Raw genomic sequence first — 19469 nt, 5'->3', positions numbered from 1 at the left:
GATGTTGGCGCAACCTGAACGAGTCACAGCCGTGCTTCTCCGCGACACGCTCTACGAGGCCATCCGGGCCGAGATCCTCACGTGCCGCATGCCGCCGGGCGCGGACGTGCGCGAGCAGGAACTGGCGGAGCGCTTCGCGGTCAGCCGCCAGCCGGTGCGCGAGGCGCTGCTGCGGCTGGAGCGCGAGCGACTTGTCACGGTTCATGCGCGCCAGGGATATCAGGTGAACCCGATCTCCGTGGCGGATGCCCGCGACCTGCTGGGCTTCCGCCTCGTCGTCGAGCCCGCCTGCGCGGGCGAGGCGGCCGAGAACGCTCCCGCCGTCCTGCTGGCCGGCCTCGACGCGTTCCGGGCGCTGCCGGAGGACGGCGACTTCATCGCCTACAACCGCGCCTTCCACACGGCGCTCGCCGAGGCCTCGGGCAACCGGCGCATGGCCGCGGCGGCCCGCGACCTGATCGAGCAGGCCGACCGCCTGGTGCGGGTCAGCCTCGCGAATATCCGCGGCCGTGACCCGGCGCAGCTCGTCGCCGAGCACGCCGTCATCGTGGACGCCGTGCAGCGGCGCGATGCCCGCGCCGCCCGGCGCCTCGTGCGCGACCATGTCGCCCGGGCGGAGCGGCGCATCATCCCGGCGCTCGAGCGCAGCGCCGTCGTTCTGTAAGGGAGTCTACGCCGTGAACATGGTCTCCAGACCGGACCTCGCCGTCGAGACGCGGGGCAACTTCGTCGACGGGCGCGAGGTCGAGGCGGGCGACGGCACGCTGATCGACGTGCGCAACCCGGCCACCGGCGCCATCATCGCCCGGATCCCGAACTCGACCGCCGCCGATGTCGACCGGGCGATGCGGAGCGCGCGGGCGGCCTTCGAATCCCGCGAATGGGGCGGGGTGGACGTCCGCGCCCGGGCGAGGCTCGTCAACCGCCTCGCCGACGCCTTCGAGGCCAATCTCGACACGCTCTACCGCCTGGAGACCCTCAACAACGGCCGCCCGGTCAACGAGACCCGGGCGCAGCTCGCGCGGCTGCCCGACTTCTTCCGCTACTTCGCGGGCCTCGCCCTGTCGCGGCGCGACGCGGTGATCCCGGTCGAGGGCAGCTACCTCAACTACACACGGCGCACGCCGATCGGCGTGGTGGCGAACTGCACGCCCTTCAACCACCCGCTGATGATCCTGTGCAAGTCGCTGGCGGCGGTGCTCGCCTCGGGCTGCACCACGGTGGTCAAGCCCTCCGAGTACACGCCGCTCACCACCCTCAAGCTCGCCCAGATCTTCACGGAGGCCGGGCTGCCGCACGGCGTGTTCAACATCGTGCTCGGCCTCGGCCCGACCACCGGCCGCTTCCTGTCCGAGCATCCCGACATCGACAAGCTCGTGCTGACCGGCGGCACCGAGGCGGGCCGGATCGCCGGCAGCGCCGCCGCGAAGGTCTTCGCCCACCAGACCATGGAGCTCGGCGGCAAGACGCCCGTGATGGTCTTCGACGATTTCGACCTCGACCAGGCGGTGAACTACGCGGCCTTCGGCGCCTTCATCGGCGCCGGCCAGACCTGCGTCTGCGCGAGCCGCCACCTCGTCCAGGACACGATCTACGACGCGTTCGTGGAGAAGCTCGCCGCCAAGGCCAAGGGCATCCGGGTCGGCGACCCCTTCGACCCCGCGACGCAGCTCGGGCCGGTGATCTCGGCCAAGCAGCGCGACCGCGTGCTCGCCTATGCCGGCTACGGCCGCGACGAGGGCGCCCGGGCGGTGGCGGGCGGGCAGGCGGCCCGGGTCCCGGGCCACGAGGAGGGCTTCTTCGTCGAGCCGACCGTGTTCGCGGACGTGCGCGCCGACATGCGCATCTTCCAGGAGGAGGTGTTCGGGCCCTTCACCAGCGTGACACCGTTCCGCGACGAGGCCGAGGCCCTGCGGCTCGCCAACGACTCGCCCTTCGGCCTCGCGGCGGCGGTGCGCACCCGCGACGTCGCTCGCGCCCACCGGGTCGCCGCCGCCGTGAAGGCCGGGATCGTCTGGATCAACGACCACCACCGCCTCGACCCGGCCTCGCCGTGGGGTGGGGTCGGCGACAGCGGGCTCGGCCGCGAGTGCGGGACGGAGAGCTTCGACGACCACTTCCACACGAAGAGCATCATGGTGGCGACGCACGACACGCCCTTCGACTGGTACCGCGACACGGCCGGCCAGCGCCGCCTGAACTGACCGCCCGACGACCCGGAGGGCGCGACACCCCGCGGCAGACGGGGCGCCCTCCGACACAGGCCCGCCATCCCCGGAGGAAACGCCATGACCACGCCCGTCAACGCGGGAGGCCGGCTCGACCGGCTGCCGATCGGCCCGTTCCACTATCGGATCATGTGGCTGATCGGCATCGGGATGTTCTTCGACGGCTTCGACATCTACATCGCCGCGACGGTTTTGGGCGCGACGCTCAAGAGCGGCTTCTCGACCCTGCCGGAGAACGCCCTGTTCGTCTCGGCGACCTTCGTCGGGATGATGCTGGGCTCGTTCCTGACCGGCTTCCTCGGGGACCGCTACGGCCGGCGCTTCACCTACCAGGCGAACCTGCTGATCTTCGGCCTCGCGGCGATCGGGGCGGCCTTCGCGCCGAGCATGGCGGTGCTGATCGGCCTGCGCTTCCTGATGGGGGTCGGGCTCGGGGCCGAGAACGTAGTCGGCTACTCGACCATGACGGAGTTCGTCCCGGCCCGCTCGCGGGGGCGCTGGCTCGGCCTGATGGCGGTGTTCGTGGTGACCGGCCTGCCGGTCGCCTCGCTGGTCGGCTATGGGGTGATCCCGCTCTTCGGATGGCGGGCGATGTTCGTGCTCGGGGGCCTGGGCGCGCTCGCCGTCTGGTACCTGCGCAAGCGCCTGCCGGAATCGCCCCGCTGGCTGGAGGCGGTTGGGCGCGGCGCGGAGGCCGAGGCGCTGCTGCGCGAGATCGAGGCCGAGGCCGCCCGCGGCGGCCCGCTGCCCGCCCCGTCGCCCGTCGCTGCGGCGCCGCAGGTCGCCTTCGCGACCCTGTTCCGGCCGCCGCTGCTCGGCCGGCTGGTGGTCGGCTGCCTGTGCCTGATCGTGATCAACACGCTGCTCTACGGCTTCGTGACCTGGCTGCCGACCTTCTTCATCAAGCAGGGCCTCTCCGTCGCGACCTCCTTCGGCTACTCGCTGCTGATGGGGCTCGGCGCCCCGGTCGGCAGCGCCATCGGGGCGCTCACGGCGGACCGCTGGGGCCGCAAGCCGACCATCGCCGGGGCCTCGGCGGCGGCGATCCTGTTCGGCCTCCTCTACCCGATGACCTCCGACCCGGTGCTGCTGCCGCTCGTCGGCTTCGGGCTCACGGTGCCGATCTACGTGCTGGTGGCGCTGCTGTTCGGGATCTACATCCCGGAGCTGTTCCCGACCGAGGTGCGGCTGCGCGCCTCCGGCCTCTGCAACACCTTCGGCCGCGGCGCGACGATCGTCACACCGTTCATCGTGGTGGCGCTGTTCCAGACCTACGGGATCGGCGGCGTCATGGCGCTGATGATCGGGCTCCTTGCGCTCCAGATCGTCACGGTGCTGGCGCTCGGCGTCGAGCCGAGCCGCCAGAGCCTGGAGGAGATGAAGCCCCGCGAGGTCGGCGGCCCGGAGGGGCCCGTGGCGGCGGTGTCGCGGGGAGTGGCGTAGGGGGCCGGCCGATCCCCGCCACGATCAGCGACGTGGCGCATTCATCATGTGCCACGCCCTCTTTTCCCGGACGAGAGCAGCGATAGCGGAGGGAGATCCGAAAAAGGGTGGGGATCCGGCGGCATTCCGGCACCCTCACACCTCCACTTCGGCCCCCACCTCCATCACCTGCCGGGTCGGGACGCAGAAGTAGCTCGCGGTCTCCTCGGCGTTGCGCTGCATCAGCGCGAAGATCTCCTCCCGCCAGCCCGACAGGCCCGGATGCTGCTCGGAGGGGACCACGGTCTCGTGGCTGATGAAGTAGGTGAGCCGGTCCGGGTCGATACCGGGGAGCTGGCCCGCCGCCACCGCGGCCCGCAGGGCCTGCGGGACATGCGTGCCGTCCATGAAGCCGTAGCGCAGGATGATGCGGGTGACGTCCGCGGTGATCGGGACGACCTCGAAATGCTCGGCGGGGGGCACCCGCGGGACGTCGAGCGTGTGGATCGTCACCAGCAGCACCCGCTCGTGCAGCACTTTGAGGTGGTGCACGAAGTTCATCAGCGGCAGCGGCATGCCGTCCTGGCTTGAGGTCAGGAAGGCGGCCGTGCCGGGAATGCGCGGGATGTGCTTGGCCTCGATCCGGCGCAGGAATTCCTGCTCGGGCAGCCGCGTCTGCACCCGCGCCTCCTCCATCAGGATCGTGCCGCGCCGCCACGTCAGCATCAGGAAGGCGACGCCGGCGGCGAGCAGGAGCGGGAACCAGCCCCCTTCGAGGAGCTTGAGGCTGTTCGCGCCGAAGAAGGTGAGGTCGATGAGGAGGAAGGTCCCGTTGGCCGCGAGCACGAGCAGCGGGTTGAAGCCCCAGCGCAGGGCGATGAGCGCCGCCAGCACCGTGGTGATCACCATGAGCAGCGACACCGCGATGCCGTAGGCGCCCGCCAGCGCGTCCGAGGAGCCGAAGGCCAGCACCGCCCCGAGGGTGGCCACGGCGAGGAGCCAGTTCACGATCGGGATGTAGATCTGCCCGACCTCGTGGCTCGACGTGTGGACGATGCGCATGCGCGGGAAGAAGCCGAGCTGGATCGCCTGCTGGGTGAGCGAGAAGGCCCCCGAGATGATCGCCTGCGAGGCGATGACGGTGGCGAGCGTCGCGAAGGCGACCAGCGGGTAATGCGCCCAGGCCGGGGCGAGCTGGAAGAACGGGTTGTCGGCGGCCGCGGGGTCCTGCAGCAGCAGCGCGCCCTGGCCGAGATAGTTCAGGACGAGGGCCGGCAGCACCACGGAGAACCACGCGAGGCGGATCGGTCCGCAGCCGAAATGGCCCATATCGGCGTACATCGCCTCGCCGCCGGTGACGGCCAGGAAGGCCGCGCCCAGCATGGCGAAGCTGACCGGCAGGCCGGCGGTCACGAGGAAGTGGGCGGCGTGGTAGGGGTTGAGCGCCGCCAGGATGCGCGGGTCGCCGAGGATGCCGCCGATCCCCGTGAGGGCGATCGCCGCGAACCACAGCAGCATGACCGGGCCGAAGATGCGGCCGATGAAGCCGGTGCCCCGGCGCTGGACCGTGAACAGGCCGATCAGGATCACCACGGTGATCGGCACCACGAAGGGCGTCACGGAGGGCGCGTCGACCTTGAGGCCCTCCACGGCGCTGAGCACCGAGATCGCCGGGGTGATGGCCCCGTCGCCGTAGAGGAGCGCCGCACCGATCAGGCCGACGACGAGCAGCGTCGCCCGCCAGGAGCGGGGCGGGGCGTGGCGGGCGCCGAGCAGCGCCAGCATGGCGACGATGCCGCCCTCGCCCTTGTTGTCGGCCCGCATGATCAGGATGGCGTATTTCACCGCCACGATCAGCACGAGCGCCCAGATGATCAGCGAGACCGAGCCGATCACCGCCTCGGCCTGCGGGGCGCCCCCGGAGGACGCCGCCTTGATCGTCTCCTTGAGGGCGTAGAGCGGGCTCGTGCCGATGTCCCCGTAGACGATGCCGAGGGCGCCGAGGGCGAGCGCGGCCGAGAAGCGGGGATGGGCGTGACTGGATTCCAAGGTCGCTTCCATTTCCGCCTCCCGTAAGGACGGCCGCCGCACCGTTCCGGTGCAATCGAGAACGGCGTAGGCTGTCTTCGGATCCGGGTGGAGGGGGGCAACGAGAATGATTGTTGATCGTGTTGCCGAAAACGCAGGATCGGGCGGCCGGTGAGCGGTGCGCGTCCGCAGCAACCCGTCTTCTCCGCGGATCTGCGGCCTCACCCGCCCGGTCGGGCGCATCCCCTCTCCCCGCGTGCGGGGAGAGGGGGATTCCGCGCCTCATCCGGCGATCGCGGCAACCGGACCCCGCCGAAGGGGGCGCGCGGCGGCCCTACCGCAGGGCCGCCGTCTCCTGCACCTCGCCGTCCGGCGAGAGGCTGACCGTGTCGCCCTCGCGGCGGAGCACGATCGCCCGGGCGGCGGTCCCCTCCTGGCGGGGCGTCGAGACGACGAGGCTCTGACCGTCGGTGAGAACGCCCTCGAACCGCACCGCCGCCGCCGCCGCCCGGGGAGCGAGCGTCACCACCACGCGGTAGCCGGCGGGCTCCGCCGTGTAATAGGCCACGCCCGCGAGCGGGCCGAGATCGAGGCTGCGGGCGGCGGCCGGCTTGACCGGCTCGGCCCGCGCCGGGACGAGGGGCGAGAGCGCGGCCGCAGCCGCGACGAGGATCGTGCGAAGCGTCAACATGGGGAGACCTGTCGGGTTGGCGGGGTTCCTGCCCCGCGTCTGGACCCCATATGCGCTGCGCTGCAGCATGGATCAAACAGATCGCATTGATAATGACTATTGATCACATCGATTTGGCGCGGATCGATCTCAACCTCCTCGTCGCCCTCGACGCGCTGCTCGCCGAGCGCAGCGTGACGCGGGCCGCGGCCCGGACCGGGGTGGGGCAGTCGGCGATGAGCAGCAGCCTCGGGCGCCTGCGGACCCTGTTCGACGACGAGTTGCTGACGCGGGCGCCCGAGGGGATGCGGCCGACCCCGCGGGCGCTGGCGCTGGCCGAGCCGGTCCGCGCGCTGCTGCGGCAGGCGCAGTTCCTGGTGCGGCGCGAGGAGGCCTTCGACCCGCGCACCGTCGAGCGGACCTTCACGATCAGCCTGCCGGATTCCACCGAGGTGCTGCTCGGGCCGGCGCTGCTCGCCTACCTGCGGGCCGAGGCGCCGGGCATCAGCCTGCTGCTGCGTTCGGTCGACCGCGCCCACATCCTGCAGGAGATCGACGCCGACCGGATCGACCTCGCCATCGACCTCTCCTTCCGCGGTCAGCAGCACCACAAGCAGCGCCTCCTCTACCGCGACGCCTATGTGTGCCTGTTCAAGGCCGACCTCGTCGGCCTGACCCCGCCGATCTCCCTCGACGACTACCTGCGCTTTCCCCACGTCCTGACGAGCCTGCGGGAGACCGCGCACGGGGTGGTGGACGATGCCCTCGCCAAGATCGGCCGCAGCCGCACCCTCGCGGTGACCTCGCCACGCTTCCTCGCGGTGCCGTTCCTGGTGCGCAGCGCCCCGGTGCTGACCACCATGCAGGCGCGGCTCGCCCATCTGTTCGCCGACGCCCTGGGACTCACCGTGAGCCCGGTCCCGGTCGCCCTCGACGAGGTCGCGATGGCGATGCTGTGGCACGCCTCCTACGACGACGATCCGGCTCATCGCTGGCTGCGCACCCTGCTGCGCCGCCTCGCGGCCGGAGCCGAGGGCGCGGCGCCGGTCCCGGACGCTCACGACGCGGCGTAAGGCGGTCTGCGCTTGGTCGAAGCGGAAGGGCGTATCAGCCGGTGATCGCGGAGTCGGCCATGCGGGCATCCATGGCGAACACCAGGCCGTCCGGGCGGTAGTCGATCCCGGCCGTCCCGCCGAAGGACGAGCGCAGCGAGCGCTCGATCAGGGTGGTCCCGAAGCCGCGCCGCGTCGGGCTCGCGACCGGCGGGCCGCCGCTCTCGCGCCAGTCGAGGTGGAAGCGCGCCTCCGCGCCCTCACCTCGCACCCGCCAGGTCACGTCGACGACCCCCGCGTCGTTCGACAAGGCCCCGTACTTGGCCGCGTTGGTCGCCAGTTCGTGCAGGGCCAGCGCGAGGGCGATGACGACCTGAGGCTGCAGGGTGATGTCGGGCCCATCGAGCCGGAGGCGCTGTCCGATCCCGCCATGCGGGCCGAGCACGCAGTCGATCAGCTCCCGCAGATCGGCCGAGCGCCAGGAGGCGTTGGTCAGCACGTCCGTGGCCGCGCCCAGGGCGACCAGCCGCGCCGACAGGGTCTCGCTCGCCGTCCGCACGTCGGAGGCGTTGCGCAGGGTGTGCCGGGTGACCGACTGCACCACGGCCAGCACGTTCTTGAGCCGATGGGCCAACTCGCCGTTGAGAAGCCGCAACTCCTCCTCGGCCTGCTTGCGGGCGCGGAAGTCGCGGGTCACCATGCCGTAGCCCGCGATCCGCCCCTCGGCGTCGGTGACCGGGAACATCGCGTGCAGGACCGGGATCAGCTCCCCCGTCCGGACGTGGCGGAAGGTCAGCTCGCCCGACCAGTGGCCGTCGCGGTCCACCGCCGGCAGCACCTCGGTCGCGACCGTGGCGGCCTGGTCGGGCAGGAGGAAGTCGGCGAGGGTGAGGGCGGTGAGATCGGCCCCGTCGAGGCCGACCATCCGCCGGGCGGCATCGTTGACGTAGATGACCCGGCCGTCTTTCCGCACCATGCCGATGAAGTCGGTGCTGTTCTCGGTCAGGCGCGCGAAGCGGTCGCGCTCGTCCTCGCTCTCGCGCAGGGCGGTGATGTCGCGCGAGACCGACAGGATGGAGTCGAACGTGCCGTCCCGGTTGCGGATCGGGCTGAGCGCGACGTGCCACCATCGGGGCGTCCCGCGCATCGTGCAGGCGCGGCCGACGAAGCTCTGCGCGCGCCCCTCGCGGGCGGCCGCCAGGGCGGCCACGGCGTCGGCGTGACCCTGGCCCGTCCAGAAATCGGGCCAGTGGCACCCGGCGATGGCGTTGAAGTCGCTGACCTCCATCACGCGCTGGCCGCCCTCGGACATGAAGGTGAGCTGCCCGTCGAGGTCCAGCACCTTGATGCAGTCCGTCGAACTCGCGAGCACGCTGAGCAGGAAGGCCTCCCGATCCTCGGCCGCCGCCGTGCTCCGCATCACCGTCGCCCGGGACGTCTCCGCCTCGATCAGCGCCTGCCGCAGGGCGACGACCAGACCCACCAGGCCGGCCGTGGTGACGGTGAAGATCGCCGTTGCCATCCAGTGCCGGAGCGACACCACGTCGGCGGGGGGCGCGCTCACCAGCACGGAGCCGGCGCACAGGGCCGAGAGAAGCATGGCCCACAACCCGGCGCCGCCCCCGAGCAGCAGCGCGACGAGGACGACCGCGGGCGTGAAGAGGAACCACGGGGCGAACTCGGTGACCAGCGCGGCGCGCAGCAGGGCGATGCCGCCGACCGCGCAGGATGAGAGGCCGTACCGCACCAGGAAAGGGGGGCGCTCCTTCACCACGAAGGCGCGAAGCCGGCTGAGAACGCGCCCGGCGCCTCCTGTCGTGCGGCCGGCCGGGACCACCGTGTCATCGACCTGGGATCGCCTGAACTCACGCAATTGCCATCGTTCCCGTCGCCATGATCGAGCCCCATCGGCGCGAATCCGGGCTTCTCTCCCAGCGTACCGGGACGCAGAAGCAGGCATCCCGACGTCGTCCGGCCGTTTGCGCGGCCCAGCCGATCCTCCGGGATGATCCAGTCAGGCGGATGGGACGGCGATGGCGGGTGAACACCTGCCCGCCGTATACGATAATCGCGGAGCGAAAGGGTGGGAATTGTGGCGCTGTCCACGTCTCCGCGGATCGCGCGGTCGGATGCTCGGCTCCTCGAGCGAGCGGCGCCCGGCCGACTTTCCGGCTGTTACGGCAGCGCGCCGTCCCGATCGCCCGCCGGCCTCACGCGAGCGGCCAGACGAGGAGGATCAGCGGCACGCCCGCCACCAGCACGAGGAGCGACAGCGGCGCGCCGAGCCGCGCGTAGTCGCCGAAGCGGTAGCCGCCCGGCCCCATCACGAGCGTGTTGCACTGGTGGCCGATCGGCGTGAGGAAGTCGCAGGCCGCGCCGATCGCCACCGCCATCAGGAAGGCGTCGGGCCGGTAGCCGAGGGTCTTGGCGAAGCTCGCGGCGAGCGGGGCCATCACCAGCACGGTGGCGGCGTTGTTGAGGAAGGGCGTCACCGCCATGGCGGCGAGCATGATCAGGGCGACCGCTCCCCAGCCGGGAAGCAGGATCCCGACCTGCGCCAGCCAGCCGGCGAAGAGGTCGGTGGCGCCGGTGGTGCGCAGCGTGTCGCTCACCGGGATCAGCGCGCCGAGCATGACCAGGATCGGCCACTCCACCGCGTCGTAGGCCTCGCGGGCGGGCAGGGTGCGGAACAGGATCACGCCCACCGCCGCGGCGAAGAAGGCGACCGGCACCGGCACGAGGCTCAAGGCCACCGCGGTCACCGTCGCGGCCAGGATCGACAGGGTGATCCAGCCCCGCCGCGCGCTGCCGAGGGGCAGCGACCGGGCGGCGAGCGGCAGCAGGCCGAGGTCGCGCAGGCGCGCGGGCAGGGCCGCCTCCCGTCCCTTCAGCACCAGCACGTCGCCCGTGCGGAGCCTGATGTCCCGCAGACGCTCCGTGAAGCGCTTGCCCGCCCGGCTCACCGCCAGCAGGGTCACGTCGAAGCGGTCCTGCAGGGCGATCCCGGCGGCGGACTGGCCGGCGAGCACCGAGGTCGGGCCGATCACCGCCTCGACCGTCCCGGTCTCGGCCTCCGCGTCCTCCGGCGCGCCGCGCGGCCGGTCCGCCGCGTCGAGGAGGAGCCCCGCATCCCCCACGAAGCGGTCGAGGGCGGTCGGGTCGCCGCGCAGGATCACCCGGTCCTGCGGGCGGAGCACCGCGTCGGGCAGTGGCACGGTGTGCTGCGTCTTGCCGCGCACGAGGCCGGTCACGGTGACGTCCCCGTCCGCACGCGCCGTGAGCGCCGAGAGCGGGCCGCCGACGAAGCCGGATTTCGGCGGCAGGCGCGCCTCCGTGGCGTAGTCGCTGATCGCCAGCGCCTCGTCGAGGCCGGCCGAGCCGCGCCGGTCCCGCGGGAGCAGCCGGTAGCCCAGGCACAGGAAGGCGACGCCCGCCACCGCGAGCCCGATCCCGACCGGCGCGAAGTCGAACATCCGGAACGGCGTGCCGGTGAGTTCCCCGCGCAGGCGCGCCACGATGATGTTCGGCGAGGTGCCGATCTGGGTCACCAGCCCGCCGAGCAGGGCCGCGAAGGACATCGGCATCAGGAACACCGAGGCCGAGCGGTTGCCCTTGCGGGCGAGCTGGAATGCGATCGGCAGCATGATCGCCAGCGCCCCGATGTTCTTGATGAAGGCGGAGAGGAGAGCCACCGCGCCGACCAGCACCACGACCTGCGCCTGAGTGCTGCGCAGGCGCGGCGCGATCGGCCGCAGGGCCGCCTCGACCGCGCCCGAGCGCGCCACCGCGGCGCTGACCACCAGCGCGCTCGCCACGATGATCACGATGTCGTCCGAGAAGCCCGTGAAGGCCTCCTTGGCCGGGACGAGGCCGGTGGCGAGCCCGCCGAGCAGGGCGAGCCCCGCCACCACGTCGTAGCGCAGGCGCCCCCAGGCGAAGAGCCCCATCGTGGCGGCGAGCAGCCCGCAGGCGAGGATCTGGCCCTGCGTCATCGCGGCGACGCCGCGCGCGGTCGGCCGGCGGCGGGATCGGGGGCGGTGGGGAGCATGCGCCTCCTGCCAGGGGGATCTCTGGCGGCGGGAAAGGGCTGGGAGAACCCGGGGCGTGGGTCCGCTGTTCCTCGGCCCGCTCCCGCGGGACCGGCCGTCGCGATTGTCACCGCGATTGTCATCGCGATTGTCATCGCGATTGTCCTGGGGACGACGCCGCCCGGTGCGAGAACCGCCCGGTGCTCCGGGACGTTGTTCGCCCCGCAAGGGTCGGAATGGTCCACGGGAGTATCATGGCGAAGCGTCGGAGCCGCGTGGCGGCGCAGAGCTGGGCCGAGGGCGCGGCGCCCTCGCTCCCCGACGGGGCGCTCGCCGCCGCGCTGCTGGCCCTCGCGGAGGAGGCCGGGCCCCTCGTCCTCGTCCTCCGCGACGGCCGGCGCCTCGACCCGCTCGCCGCCATCCTGCGGGCCTTCGCGCCCGGGCGCGGCGTCGCGGTCTACCCCGAGTGGGATTGCCTGCCGGGCGACCGCACCTCGCCGTCGCGGGGCGCCATGGGCGTGCGGGCGGGCGTGCTGCGCTGGCTCACGGAGCCGCACCCGCCCGAGATCCTCCTCACCACGGCCCCCGCGCTGATCCAGCGGGTGCCGCCGCCCGAGACCTGGCCGGAGGCCCGGGTGACGCTCAGGGTCGGCGACCGCTTCGACCCGGAGGCGCTCAGCCGCGACCTCGGGCGCCTCGGCTACATCCTCGACGAGCGCGTCGACGAGCCGGGCGAGATCGCCCTGCGCGGGCGCACCTTCGAGGTCTTCCCGGCCGCCGCCCCGACGCCCTGCCGGGTCGAGCACGCGGAGGGCCGCGTCACCGCGATCCGCGCTTACGACCCGGTGACCCAGCGCTCGCTGGCCGAAACGCCGGAGCTGCTGATCGACCCCGCCACGGAGCTGATCCTGGGGCCCGACGCCCCCGAGCCGCTGCGGCCCTTCACCGGCCAGGAGCACCGGCTGCCCCGCCTCTATCCCCGCCTCGCGACCCTCCTCGACGCGCTGCCCGACGCCCGGCTCGTGGTCGAGGCCGGGGTCGAGGAGCGGGCGAGCGCCTTCTTCGAGCAGGTGGCCGAGGGCGGCGGGGGCGGGGGCCTCTACCTCGCCCCGGCCGAGTGGGAGGCGCTCCTCGCCGGGCGCCGCCTCGCGCAGGCCGCGCCGGGCGAGGATCGTTCGGTGCCCGCCTTCGTGCGCGAGCGCCGTCCGGGGGCGGCGCTGGGCCGGTTCCTCGCCGAGCGGATCCGGGCCGGGGACCGGGTGCTGCTGACCGGACCCTCCCGCGCCCTGCGGCGCCTCGCCCGCGAGGCGGTGGGGCGCCTGGGCCGCAAGCTCAGGCGGGCCCGCGACTGGTCCTCGTTCCGCACGGCCCCGCCCGGCACCGTGGCGCTGCTCGACGCGCCCGTGGGGGCCGGTTTCCGGGTGCCGGAGGAGGGGATCACGGTGGTGGCCGCCGCCGACCTCCTCGGCGCGCAGGCGGTGCCGGCCCGGGCGGGCGCGCCGGCCGTGCTGCCCTTCGCGGAGCCCGACCTGCACCGGGGCGACGTCGCGATCCACGAGGATCACGGCCTGTGCGTGTTCGAGGGGCTGGAGACCCTGGCCGGCGCCGGCGGCGAGGCCGGCGAGGCGGTGCGCCTGCGCTTCGCCGACGAGGGCGTGCTGCTCGCGCCCCTCCACCAGGCCGACCGGATCTGGCGCTACGGCGGCGAGGCCGAGGCGGTGACGCTCGACCGCCTGGAGGGCGGATCCTGGGACAAGCGGCGGCGGGAGGTCGACGCGGCCATCGCGGGAAGTGCCCGCCGGATGCTCGCCCTCGCGGAGGAGAGGGGGCGGGCGCGGGCGCCGCGCCTCGTCGCGCCGGAACGCCAGATGGAGCGCTTCGCCGCCGGCTTCGGCTTCCCGCTGACGCAGGACCAGGCGGCGGCGATCGACGCGGTGCTGGCGGACCTCGCCGCGGGCCGGCCGATGGACCGGCTCGTCTGCGGCGATGTCGGCTTCGGCAAGACCGAGGTGGCGCTGCGCGCCGCCGCGGCGGCCCTGTTCGCCGGCCGGCAGGTCGCCGTGGCGGCCCCGACCACGCTGCTCGCGCGCCAGCACCTCGAGACCTTCCGGCGGCGCTTCGCCCGCTTCGGGATCGTCCCGGCGCAGCTCTCGCGCCTGACGCCTCCCGCCGAGGCGGCGCGGGTCCGGGCGGGGCTCGCGGATGGCAGCCTGCGCCTCGTCGTCGGCACCCACGCGGTGGCGGGGCGGGCCTTGCGCTTCGCCGATCTCGGCCTCGTGGTGATCGACGAGGAGCAGCGCTTCGGCGCCGCCCAGAAGGCGCAGCTGCGCCGGGCGGCCGCGGGCGCCCACATCCTCACGCTGACCGCGACGCCGATCCCCCGCACCCTGCAGACGGCCCTCGTCGGGATGCAGGATCTCAGCGTGATCGCGACGCCGCCGGTGGTGCGCCAGCCGATCCGCACCGTGCTGGCGCCCTTCGATCCCGAGACGGTCCGCGCCGCCCTGATGCGCGAGCGCCGCCGCGGCGGCCAGAGCTTCGTGGTCTGCCCGCGCATCGCCGACCTCGCGCCGATGCGCGAGCGCCTCGCCGCGATCGTTCCGGACCTCACCGTGACGACGGCGCATGGGGACCTGCCCCCGGCCGAGATGGACGATTCCATGGTCCGCTTCGCGGCGGGCGAGGGGGATGTGCTGCTCGCCACCACCATCATCGAGAGCGGGCTCGACGTCCCGCGGGCCAACACGATGCTGGTGGTGCATCCGGAGCGGTTCGGCCTCGCGCAGCTGCACCAGCTCCGCGGCCGGGTCGGGCGCGGCCAGCGCCGGGCCGCCGCCTACCTGCTGACGGAGCCGGGGGCGTCCCTGCCGCGGGCGACCGAGGCGCGGCTGCGGGCGCTCGTCGCCCTCGACCGGCTCGGCGCCGGCTTCGCGCTCAGCGCCCGCGACCTCGACCTGCGCGGGGCCGGCGATCTCTTCGGGGAGGAGCAGGCCGGGCACGTGCGGCTGATCGGCCTCGGGCTCTACCGCGACCTCCTGGAGCGGGCGGTCCGGGCCGCGCGGGGCGAGGTGCCCGAGGCGCCGCCCGCCGAGATCCGGCTCGGGACGGCCGGGCGGATCCCGGAGGGCTACATCCCCGAGCCGGAACTGCGCCTGAGCCTCGGCGCCCGGATCGTCCGCCTCGCCGAGGCCGAGGCGGTGGAGGCCCTGCGCGGGGAGATCGAGGACCGGTTCGGCCCGCTGCCGCCCGAGGCCGAGACCCTGCTGACGCAGGCGGCCCTGCGCATCGCCTGCCGGGACCTCGGCATCGCGCGGCTCTCGGCCGGACCGCAGGGCCTCGCGGCGGATTTCCTGCCCGGCCGGGCCGACGCGGTGGTGCGGGCGGTGGCGGGGGTGGAGCGGCGCGGCGACCGGCTGGTCCTGCCGCGCGCCTGCGGCGACGCGGTCGCGTGCGGGCGGCTGGCGCGGCGGTTCCTGGGCGCGCTGGAGCGGGCGCGGGGATGAGGCGGGGTCTTCGAGAGGATTTCGGTTGTCTCGGTCCCCCTTTTCCGGACGACTGAAGCGTCAGCGGAAGGAGATCCGGAAACCAGCACGAGACTCTGCCGCGAAGCGGCTCGATCTACCAGCAACGATGCTGACAATCGGACGCTTCGCGTCTTTTCTCGCTGGTTTCCGGATCTCCTTCCACTTCGTTACAGTCGTCCGGAAAAGGGGAGCTTCCATGGAAGCGCTCGCCCTATATTGTCATCCACCCGGGTCGGTTTCTCCGGTGGAAACGCTACGCCATCCGCTTCGATGACGTGGACGGCGGCTCACTCCGCCGCCGCGAGGCTCGACTCCCCGTCGTCCAGCGGGAAGGTGCAGGTCACCCGCGTGCCCTGGCCGGGCGAGGACTGGATCTCGATCCGGCCCCGGTGCAGCTCCACGAAGGAGCGCACGATCGACAGGCCAAGGCCCACCCCGCGGTGGCGCGTGCCGAGCGTGTGGCTCTCGAAGCGCTCGAAGACCCGGGCCACCACCTCGGGCGGCATGCCGCGGCCATGGTCGATCACCGCGAAGGTGATCTCCCGCTCGTCCTTGCGGGCCTGGACCACCACGGTCTGGCCCGGCGCCGAGAAGCCCACCGCGTTCGACAGGAGGTTGAACAGGATCTGGCGGATGCGCTTGCCGTCCGCCACGAAGCCCCCGATGTCCGAGGGCACGTCGAGGTCGAGGGTGATCGCCGCCTCCGCGAGGCGGTCCTCGACGCCGCGCACTGCCGCCGCGATCGTCGCCTGCACGTCCACCACCTCGCGCGTCAGCTCCATCGAACCGGCATCGATCGAGGCGAGGTCCAGGATGTCGTTGATGATGACGAGCAGCGCCGCCGAGGAGCGCATGATGTGGTCGGCGTATTCCCGCTGGCGCGTGTTGAGCGCCCCCACGGTCTCGTCGCCGAGGAGTTCCGTGAAGCCGATGATGTTGGTGAGCGGCGCGCGCAGCTCGTAGGAGACGTGGTGCACGAACTCGTCGCGCAGCCGCGCGGTGCGCTCCAGCGCCTCGTTCTTCTCGGTGAGCGCCCGCTCGACGTTGACGCTCGCGGTGACGTCGATGTGGGTGAGGAGCGTCGCCCCGTCGGGCAGCGGCTGGGCCGCGCAGTCGAGGACGGTGCCGTCCTTCAGCTCCAGCCGGCAGGCGAGCGCCTGGCGCACGTCCATCAGCCCGGTGACGGCGCCGCGGATCTCGGTCCAGGGCTCCTCGGTGGCGCTGAGCGAGCGGCACAGCCCGATGATCTCGTCGATATGCGGCTGGGCCGCCACGGCCTCGGGCGCGATCCGCCAGGTTCCCGTGAAGGCGCGGTTGGCGAGCTTCAGCCGCCCGTCCGAGCCGAACACCGCCACCGGCTCCCTCAGCGTGTCGAGGGTCTCGCTCTGGACCCGCATCAGGGCGTTGTACTGCGATTCCAGGTGGACGCGCTCGGAGACGTCGTCGAACAGGTAGGTGAGGCCGCCCTGGGGGTTCGGGTCGGCGACGACGCGGAGCGAGCGCCCGTCCGGCAGGTGCCACCAGTTCTCCTGCGGCTCCGGCGCCCGGTAGGCGGACAGGAACCCCGCCTTCCAGGCGCGGAAATCCGCCTGCTCGGGCAGCTTGCGGGCGTTGCGCAGGGTGTCGAGGATCTCGCCGTCGAGGGGATTGCCGTCGAGGAAGGCCGGGTCGAGGTCCCAGAGCTGCCGGTAGGCGGCGTTGTGGAAGATCAGGCGCTGACGGGCGTCGAAGATCGCCACCGCGGTCGGCAGCTGGTCGAGGGTGCGGACATTCGCCTCCATCTGACGCTGCAGGTCGGCGCGCACGCTCTCCAGCTCAGACACGTCCAGGGCGATGCCGACGCTGCCGCTCTCCAGCGCGGCCTCGGTGACGTCGAGGGTCCGCCGCGCCCCCGCGACCACCGCCGAGACCCGCAGGGGGCCGATGCGGCCGGCGAGGCGGCGGCGCTCCGCCTCCTCGCGGGCGGCGCGGTCGAGGAGTTCCGTTCCCTCGGCCAGCGCCCGCTCCCGGTCCCCCGCCTCCACGGCCGCCACGTAGGCGGCGTTGGCCCAGAGGAGCCGCCCGTCGCGGTCCCGGCGCCAGATCGGCTGCGGGATCGCGTCGAGGAGGGCAGTCAGCACCGCGAGGCTGCCGCGCGCCTCCTGGAGGGTCGCCCGCAGCTCCACCAGCTCCTGGCGCTCGCCCGTGATCTCGCGCAGGCGCAGCAGCGCCCGGCCGCCCACCGCCTGGCCCTGCGCCTCGACGGTGCGGCCGTTGAGGGTTCGCGCCGTCAGGCGGAAGCGCTCGCCGCGGCCGAGAAGCGTCTCCACCGCTGCGTCCAGGGCGGCGGCGTCCGCGGCCGAGAGCCAGGTCCCGAAGGCCAGCACCCGCCGCGGCGAGGCCGAGCGGCTCCCGTCCATGGCGAGGCTCGCGTCGCCCTCGATCAGCGGCTCGCCGCGCCCGCTCCACACCACCACGATCTGGCGCTCCGAGCCCAGCAGCAGGGCGGCGCGGTCGTGGGCGCCGCGCAGCTCCGCGATCTCGGCGGCGAAGGCCCGCTCGCGGCGTGCCCAGCGCCCGCGCTCGCGGATGTGGAGCAGCGACAGGATGGTCGAGAACACGATGAGGCCGATCAGCAGGGCGAGCGCCATGGCGCTGTGCGCCATCCCGCCCGCGGGGACGAGGCCCTGGGCCTGCGCGGAGCCCTCGGGCCCCACCGCGACCGCGACCCCAACCGCCCACGCGCCCGCGATCGCGCCGGCCGTCGGCCGGCGGCGCAGCGACCTGCTCACCCCCATCACACGTCCTGTTCCCGCTGGGCCGCCGTGCCTTCGGCGTCCCGCCCTCGCCGGCCGCCCGCGGCGACTCGGGGCCACTCATCAGAATCACCCCGACTCTACCGCGCTCCGGAATCTCCCCGGAAGCGAAATCGCGGGGCCGCCGCGGCGCGCCGGGCGCGTCGCCGCCGCCGGGCACAGAAATGCCACACCTGCGGCGGAACAGAGGTGGAACAAGGGCGCCGGATGCGCGACGAGCCCGGCCGGGGGGCCGGGCTCGCGCGAGGGACGGGGCAAGGGGGGCGGCCTGCCGCCCCGCGCTGGTCAGTAGCGGTAATGCTCGGGCTTGAACGGCCCGGTCTCCTTGACGCCGATATAGGCGGCCTGGTCGGGGCGCAGCTTGGTCAGCTTCACGCCGATCTTCTCCAGGTGCAGGGCCGCGACCTTCTCGTCCAGCGCCTTGGGCAGCGTGTAGACTTGGCGGTCGTACTTGCCCTGGTTGGTCCAGAGCTCGATCTGGGCCAGCGTCTGGTTGGTGAAGGAGGCCGACATCACGAAGGAGGGGTGCCCCATCGCGTTGCCGAGATTCACCAGGCGGCCTTCCGACAGCAGGATGATGCGGTGGCCGTCCGCGAACTCGATCTCGTCGACCTGCGGCTTGATGTTCTGCCACTTCAGGTTCTTGAGACCCGCGACCTGGATCTCGTTGTCGAAGTGGCCGATGTTGCAGACGATGGCCCGGTCCTTCATCGCCCGCATGTGGTCGAGGGTGATGACGTCCTTGTTGCCGGTGGCGGTCACGAAGATGTCGGCGCGCGGGGCCGCGTCCTCCATGGTGGTGACCTCGTAGCCCTCCATGGCGGCCTGGAGCGCGCAGATCGGGTCGACCTCCGACACCATCACGCGGCAGCCGGCATTGCGCAGCGAGGCGGCCGAGCCCTTGCCGACGTCGCCGAAGCCCGCGACCATCGCGACCTTGCCGGCCATCATCACGTCGGTGCCGCGGCGGATGCCGTCGACGAGCGACTCGCGGCAGCCGTAGAGGTTGTCGAACTTCGACTTGGTGACCGAGTCGTTCACGTTGATCGCCGGGAAGAGCAGCTTGCCCTCCTTGGCGAGAATGTAGAGGCGATGCACGCCCGTGGTCGTCTCCTCGGAGACGCCCTTGATCGACTCGGCGAGGCCGGCGAACCAGCCCTTCGGCTTCTCCTTCAGGCTGCGCTTGATCAGCGCGTAGAAGATCTCCTCCTCCTCGGAGCCGGGATTGTCGAGGAAGGCGGTGTCGCCGCGCTCGGCGCGCAGGCCGGCGTGGACGAACATCGTGGCGTCGCCGCCGTCGTCGAGGATCATGTTCGGCATGCCGCCGTCGTGCCACTCGAACAGCTTGGCGGTGTAGTCCCAGTACTCGGTCAGGGTCTCGCCCTTGATGGCGAAGACCGGGATGCCGGCGGCGGCGATCGCCGCGGCGGCGTGGTCCTGGGTCGAGTAGATGTTGCAGGACACCCAGCGGATGTCGGCGCCGAGCGCCTTCAGCGTCTCGATCAGCACCGCGGTCTGGATCGTCATGTGCAGGGAGCCGGCGATCTTGGCGCCCTTGAGCGGCTGGCTCGCGGCGTACTCCGCGCGCACGGCCATCAGGCCGGGCATCTCGGTCTCGGCGATCGCGATCTCCTTGCGGCCGAAATCGGCGAGGCCGATGTCCCTGACGATGTAATCCTGCGTGCTCGGCATCCTGGTGCTCCTTCGCGGCGCCTCGCGGTG

The 19469-nt window shown here is 72.8% G+C and carries 11 protein-coding genes; 5 read left to right on the top strand and 6 right to left on the bottom strand.

All coding sequences use genetic code 11. From position 1 onward, the window contains the following. The first annotated feature begins 31 nt into the window (after positions 1 to 31). The 3 genes from ACW9J6_RS28950 to ACW9J6_RS28940 all read left to right on the top strand — a co-directional run bounded on the left by ACW9J6_RS28950 (position 32) and on the right by ACW9J6_RS28940 (position 3671). Complete coding sequence (locus ACW9J6_RS28950; protein ID WP_457119807.1) at positions 32 to 664, top strand: GntR family transcriptional regulator; 633 nt, start codon at positions 32 to 34, stop codon at positions 662 to 664. A gap of 19 nt (positions 665 to 683) precedes the next feature. Beyond that, a complete protein-coding gene (locus ACW9J6_RS28945; RefSeq protein ID WP_457119871.1) occupies positions 684 to 2204 on the top strand; it encodes an aldehyde dehydrogenase in 1521 nt (506 codons plus the stop codon). Positions 2205 to 2288: 84 nt separating this feature from the next. Beyond that, the gene (locus ACW9J6_RS28940; RefSeq protein ID WP_457119806.1) at positions 2289 to 3671 is read left to right on the top strand and encodes an MFS transporter; all 1383 of its coding nucleotides are present in this window, start codon (positions 2289 to 2291) and stop codon (positions 3669 to 3671) included. Between the two features lie 135 nt (positions 3672 to 3806). Here ACW9J6_RS28940 and ACW9J6_RS28935 read toward each other — a convergent pair whose 3' ends face one another. Together ACW9J6_RS28935 and ACW9J6_RS28930 are read right to left on the bottom strand one after the other, a co-directional pair. Beyond that, on the bottom strand, positions 3807 to 5711 hold the full coding sequence (locus ACW9J6_RS28935; RefSeq protein ID WP_457119805.1) for a potassium transporter Kup: 1905 nt from the start codon (positions 5709 to 5711) through the stop codon (positions 3807 to 3809). 301 nt (positions 5712 to 6012) lie between these two features. Then, a complete protein-coding gene (locus tag ACW9J6_RS28930) occupies positions 6013 to 6369 on the bottom strand; it encodes a hypothetical protein (protein WP_457119804.1) in 357 nt (118 codons plus the stop codon). 92 nt (positions 6370 to 6461) lie between these two features. Here ACW9J6_RS28930 and ACW9J6_RS28925 point away from each other — a divergent pair, with 92 nt between their 5' ends. Continuing rightward, the gene (locus ACW9J6_RS28925) at positions 6462 to 7421 is read left to right on the top strand and encodes a LysR family transcriptional regulator (protein WP_457119803.1); all 960 of its coding nucleotides are present in this window, start codon (positions 6462 to 6464) and stop codon (positions 7419 to 7421) included. 34 nt (positions 7422 to 7455) lie between these two features. On the opposite strand, the gene ACW9J6_RS28920 is transcribed toward ACW9J6_RS28925, so the two are convergent. Both ACW9J6_RS28920 and ACW9J6_RS28915 read right to left on the bottom strand, forming a co-directional pair. After that, entirely contained in the window at positions 7456 to 9273 is a 1818-nt protein-coding gene (locus ACW9J6_RS28920; RefSeq protein ID WP_457119802.1) for a PAS domain-containing protein, read from the bottom strand. Positions 9274 to 9610: 337 nt separating this feature from the next. After that, complete coding sequence (locus ACW9J6_RS28915; RefSeq protein ID WP_457119801.1) at positions 9611 to 11392, bottom strand: SLC13 family permease; 1782 nt, start codon at positions 11390 to 11392, stop codon at positions 9611 to 9613. A gap of 290 nt (positions 11393 to 11682) precedes the next feature. On the opposite strand from ACW9J6_RS28915, the gene ACW9J6_RS28910 reads away from it, so the two are divergent. Beyond that, positions 11683 to 14931, top strand: a complete 3249-nt coding sequence (locus ACW9J6_RS28910; RefSeq protein ID WP_457119800.1) for a DEAD/DEAH box helicase — start codon at positions 11683 to 11685, stop codon at positions 14929 to 14931. A 308-nt stretch (positions 14932 to 15239) separates the two neighbouring features. On the opposite strand, the gene ACW9J6_RS28905 is transcribed toward ACW9J6_RS28910, so the two are convergent. Further along, positions 15240 to 17729, bottom strand: a complete 2490-nt coding sequence (locus ACW9J6_RS28905; protein ID WP_457119799.1) for an ATP-binding protein — start codon at positions 17727 to 17729, stop codon at positions 15240 to 15242. Positions 17730 to 18032: 303 nt separating this feature from the next. Then, positions 18033 to 19439 (bottom strand): adenosylhomocysteinase, encoded by a 1407-nt coding sequence (gene ahcY, locus ACW9J6_RS28900; RefSeq protein WP_457119798.1) that lies wholly within the window; start codon positions 19437 to 19439, stop codon positions 18033 to 18035. Positions 19440 to 19469 lie beyond the last annotated feature (30 nt).

It is taken from the genome of Methylobacterium sp. JK268 (assembly GCF_054052225.1).
Note: the sequence above shows the minus strand (reverse complement) of the source record. Positions and strands in the feature narration are given on the sequence as shown.

What these genes read in the sequence shown, in the direction of transcription:
- ACW9J6_RS28945 (WP_457119871.1), top strand. Translation starts at nt 684, where the DNA reads ATGGTCTCCAGACCGGACCTCGCCGTCGAGACGCGGGGCAACTTCGTC.
- ACW9J6_RS28915 (WP_457119801.1), bottom strand. Translation starts at nt 11,392, where the DNA reads ATGACGCAGGGCCAGATCCTCGCCTGCGGGCTGCTCGCCGCCACGATG.
- ahcY (WP_457119798.1), bottom strand. Translation starts at nt 19,439, where the DNA reads ATGCCGAGCACGCAGGATTACATCGTCAGGGACATCGGCCTCGCCGAT.
- ACW9J6_RS28935 (WP_457119805.1), bottom strand. Translation starts at nt 5,711, where the DNA reads ATGGAAGCGACCTTGGAATCCAGTCACGCCCATCCCCGCTTCTCGGCC.
- ACW9J6_RS28930 (WP_457119804.1), bottom strand. Translation starts at nt 6,369, where the DNA reads ATGTTGACGCTTCGCACGATCCTCGTCGCGGCTGCGGCCGCGCTCTCG.
- ACW9J6_RS28940 (WP_457119806.1), top strand. Translation starts at nt 2,289, where the DNA reads ATGACCACGCCCGTCAACGCGGGAGGCCGGCTCGACCGGCTGCCGATC.
- ACW9J6_RS28910 (WP_457119800.1), top strand. Translation starts at nt 11,683, where the DNA reads ATGGCGAAGCGTCGGAGCCGCGTGGCGGCGCAGAGCTGGGCCGAGGGC.
- ACW9J6_RS28905 (WP_457119799.1), bottom strand. Translation starts at nt 17,729, where the DNA reads ATGGGGGTGAGCAGGTCGCTGCGCCGCCGGCCGACGGCCGGCGCGATC.
- ACW9J6_RS28925 (WP_457119803.1), top strand. Translation starts at nt 6,462, where the DNA reads ATGACTATTGATCACATCGATTTGGCGCGGATCGATCTCAACCTCCTC.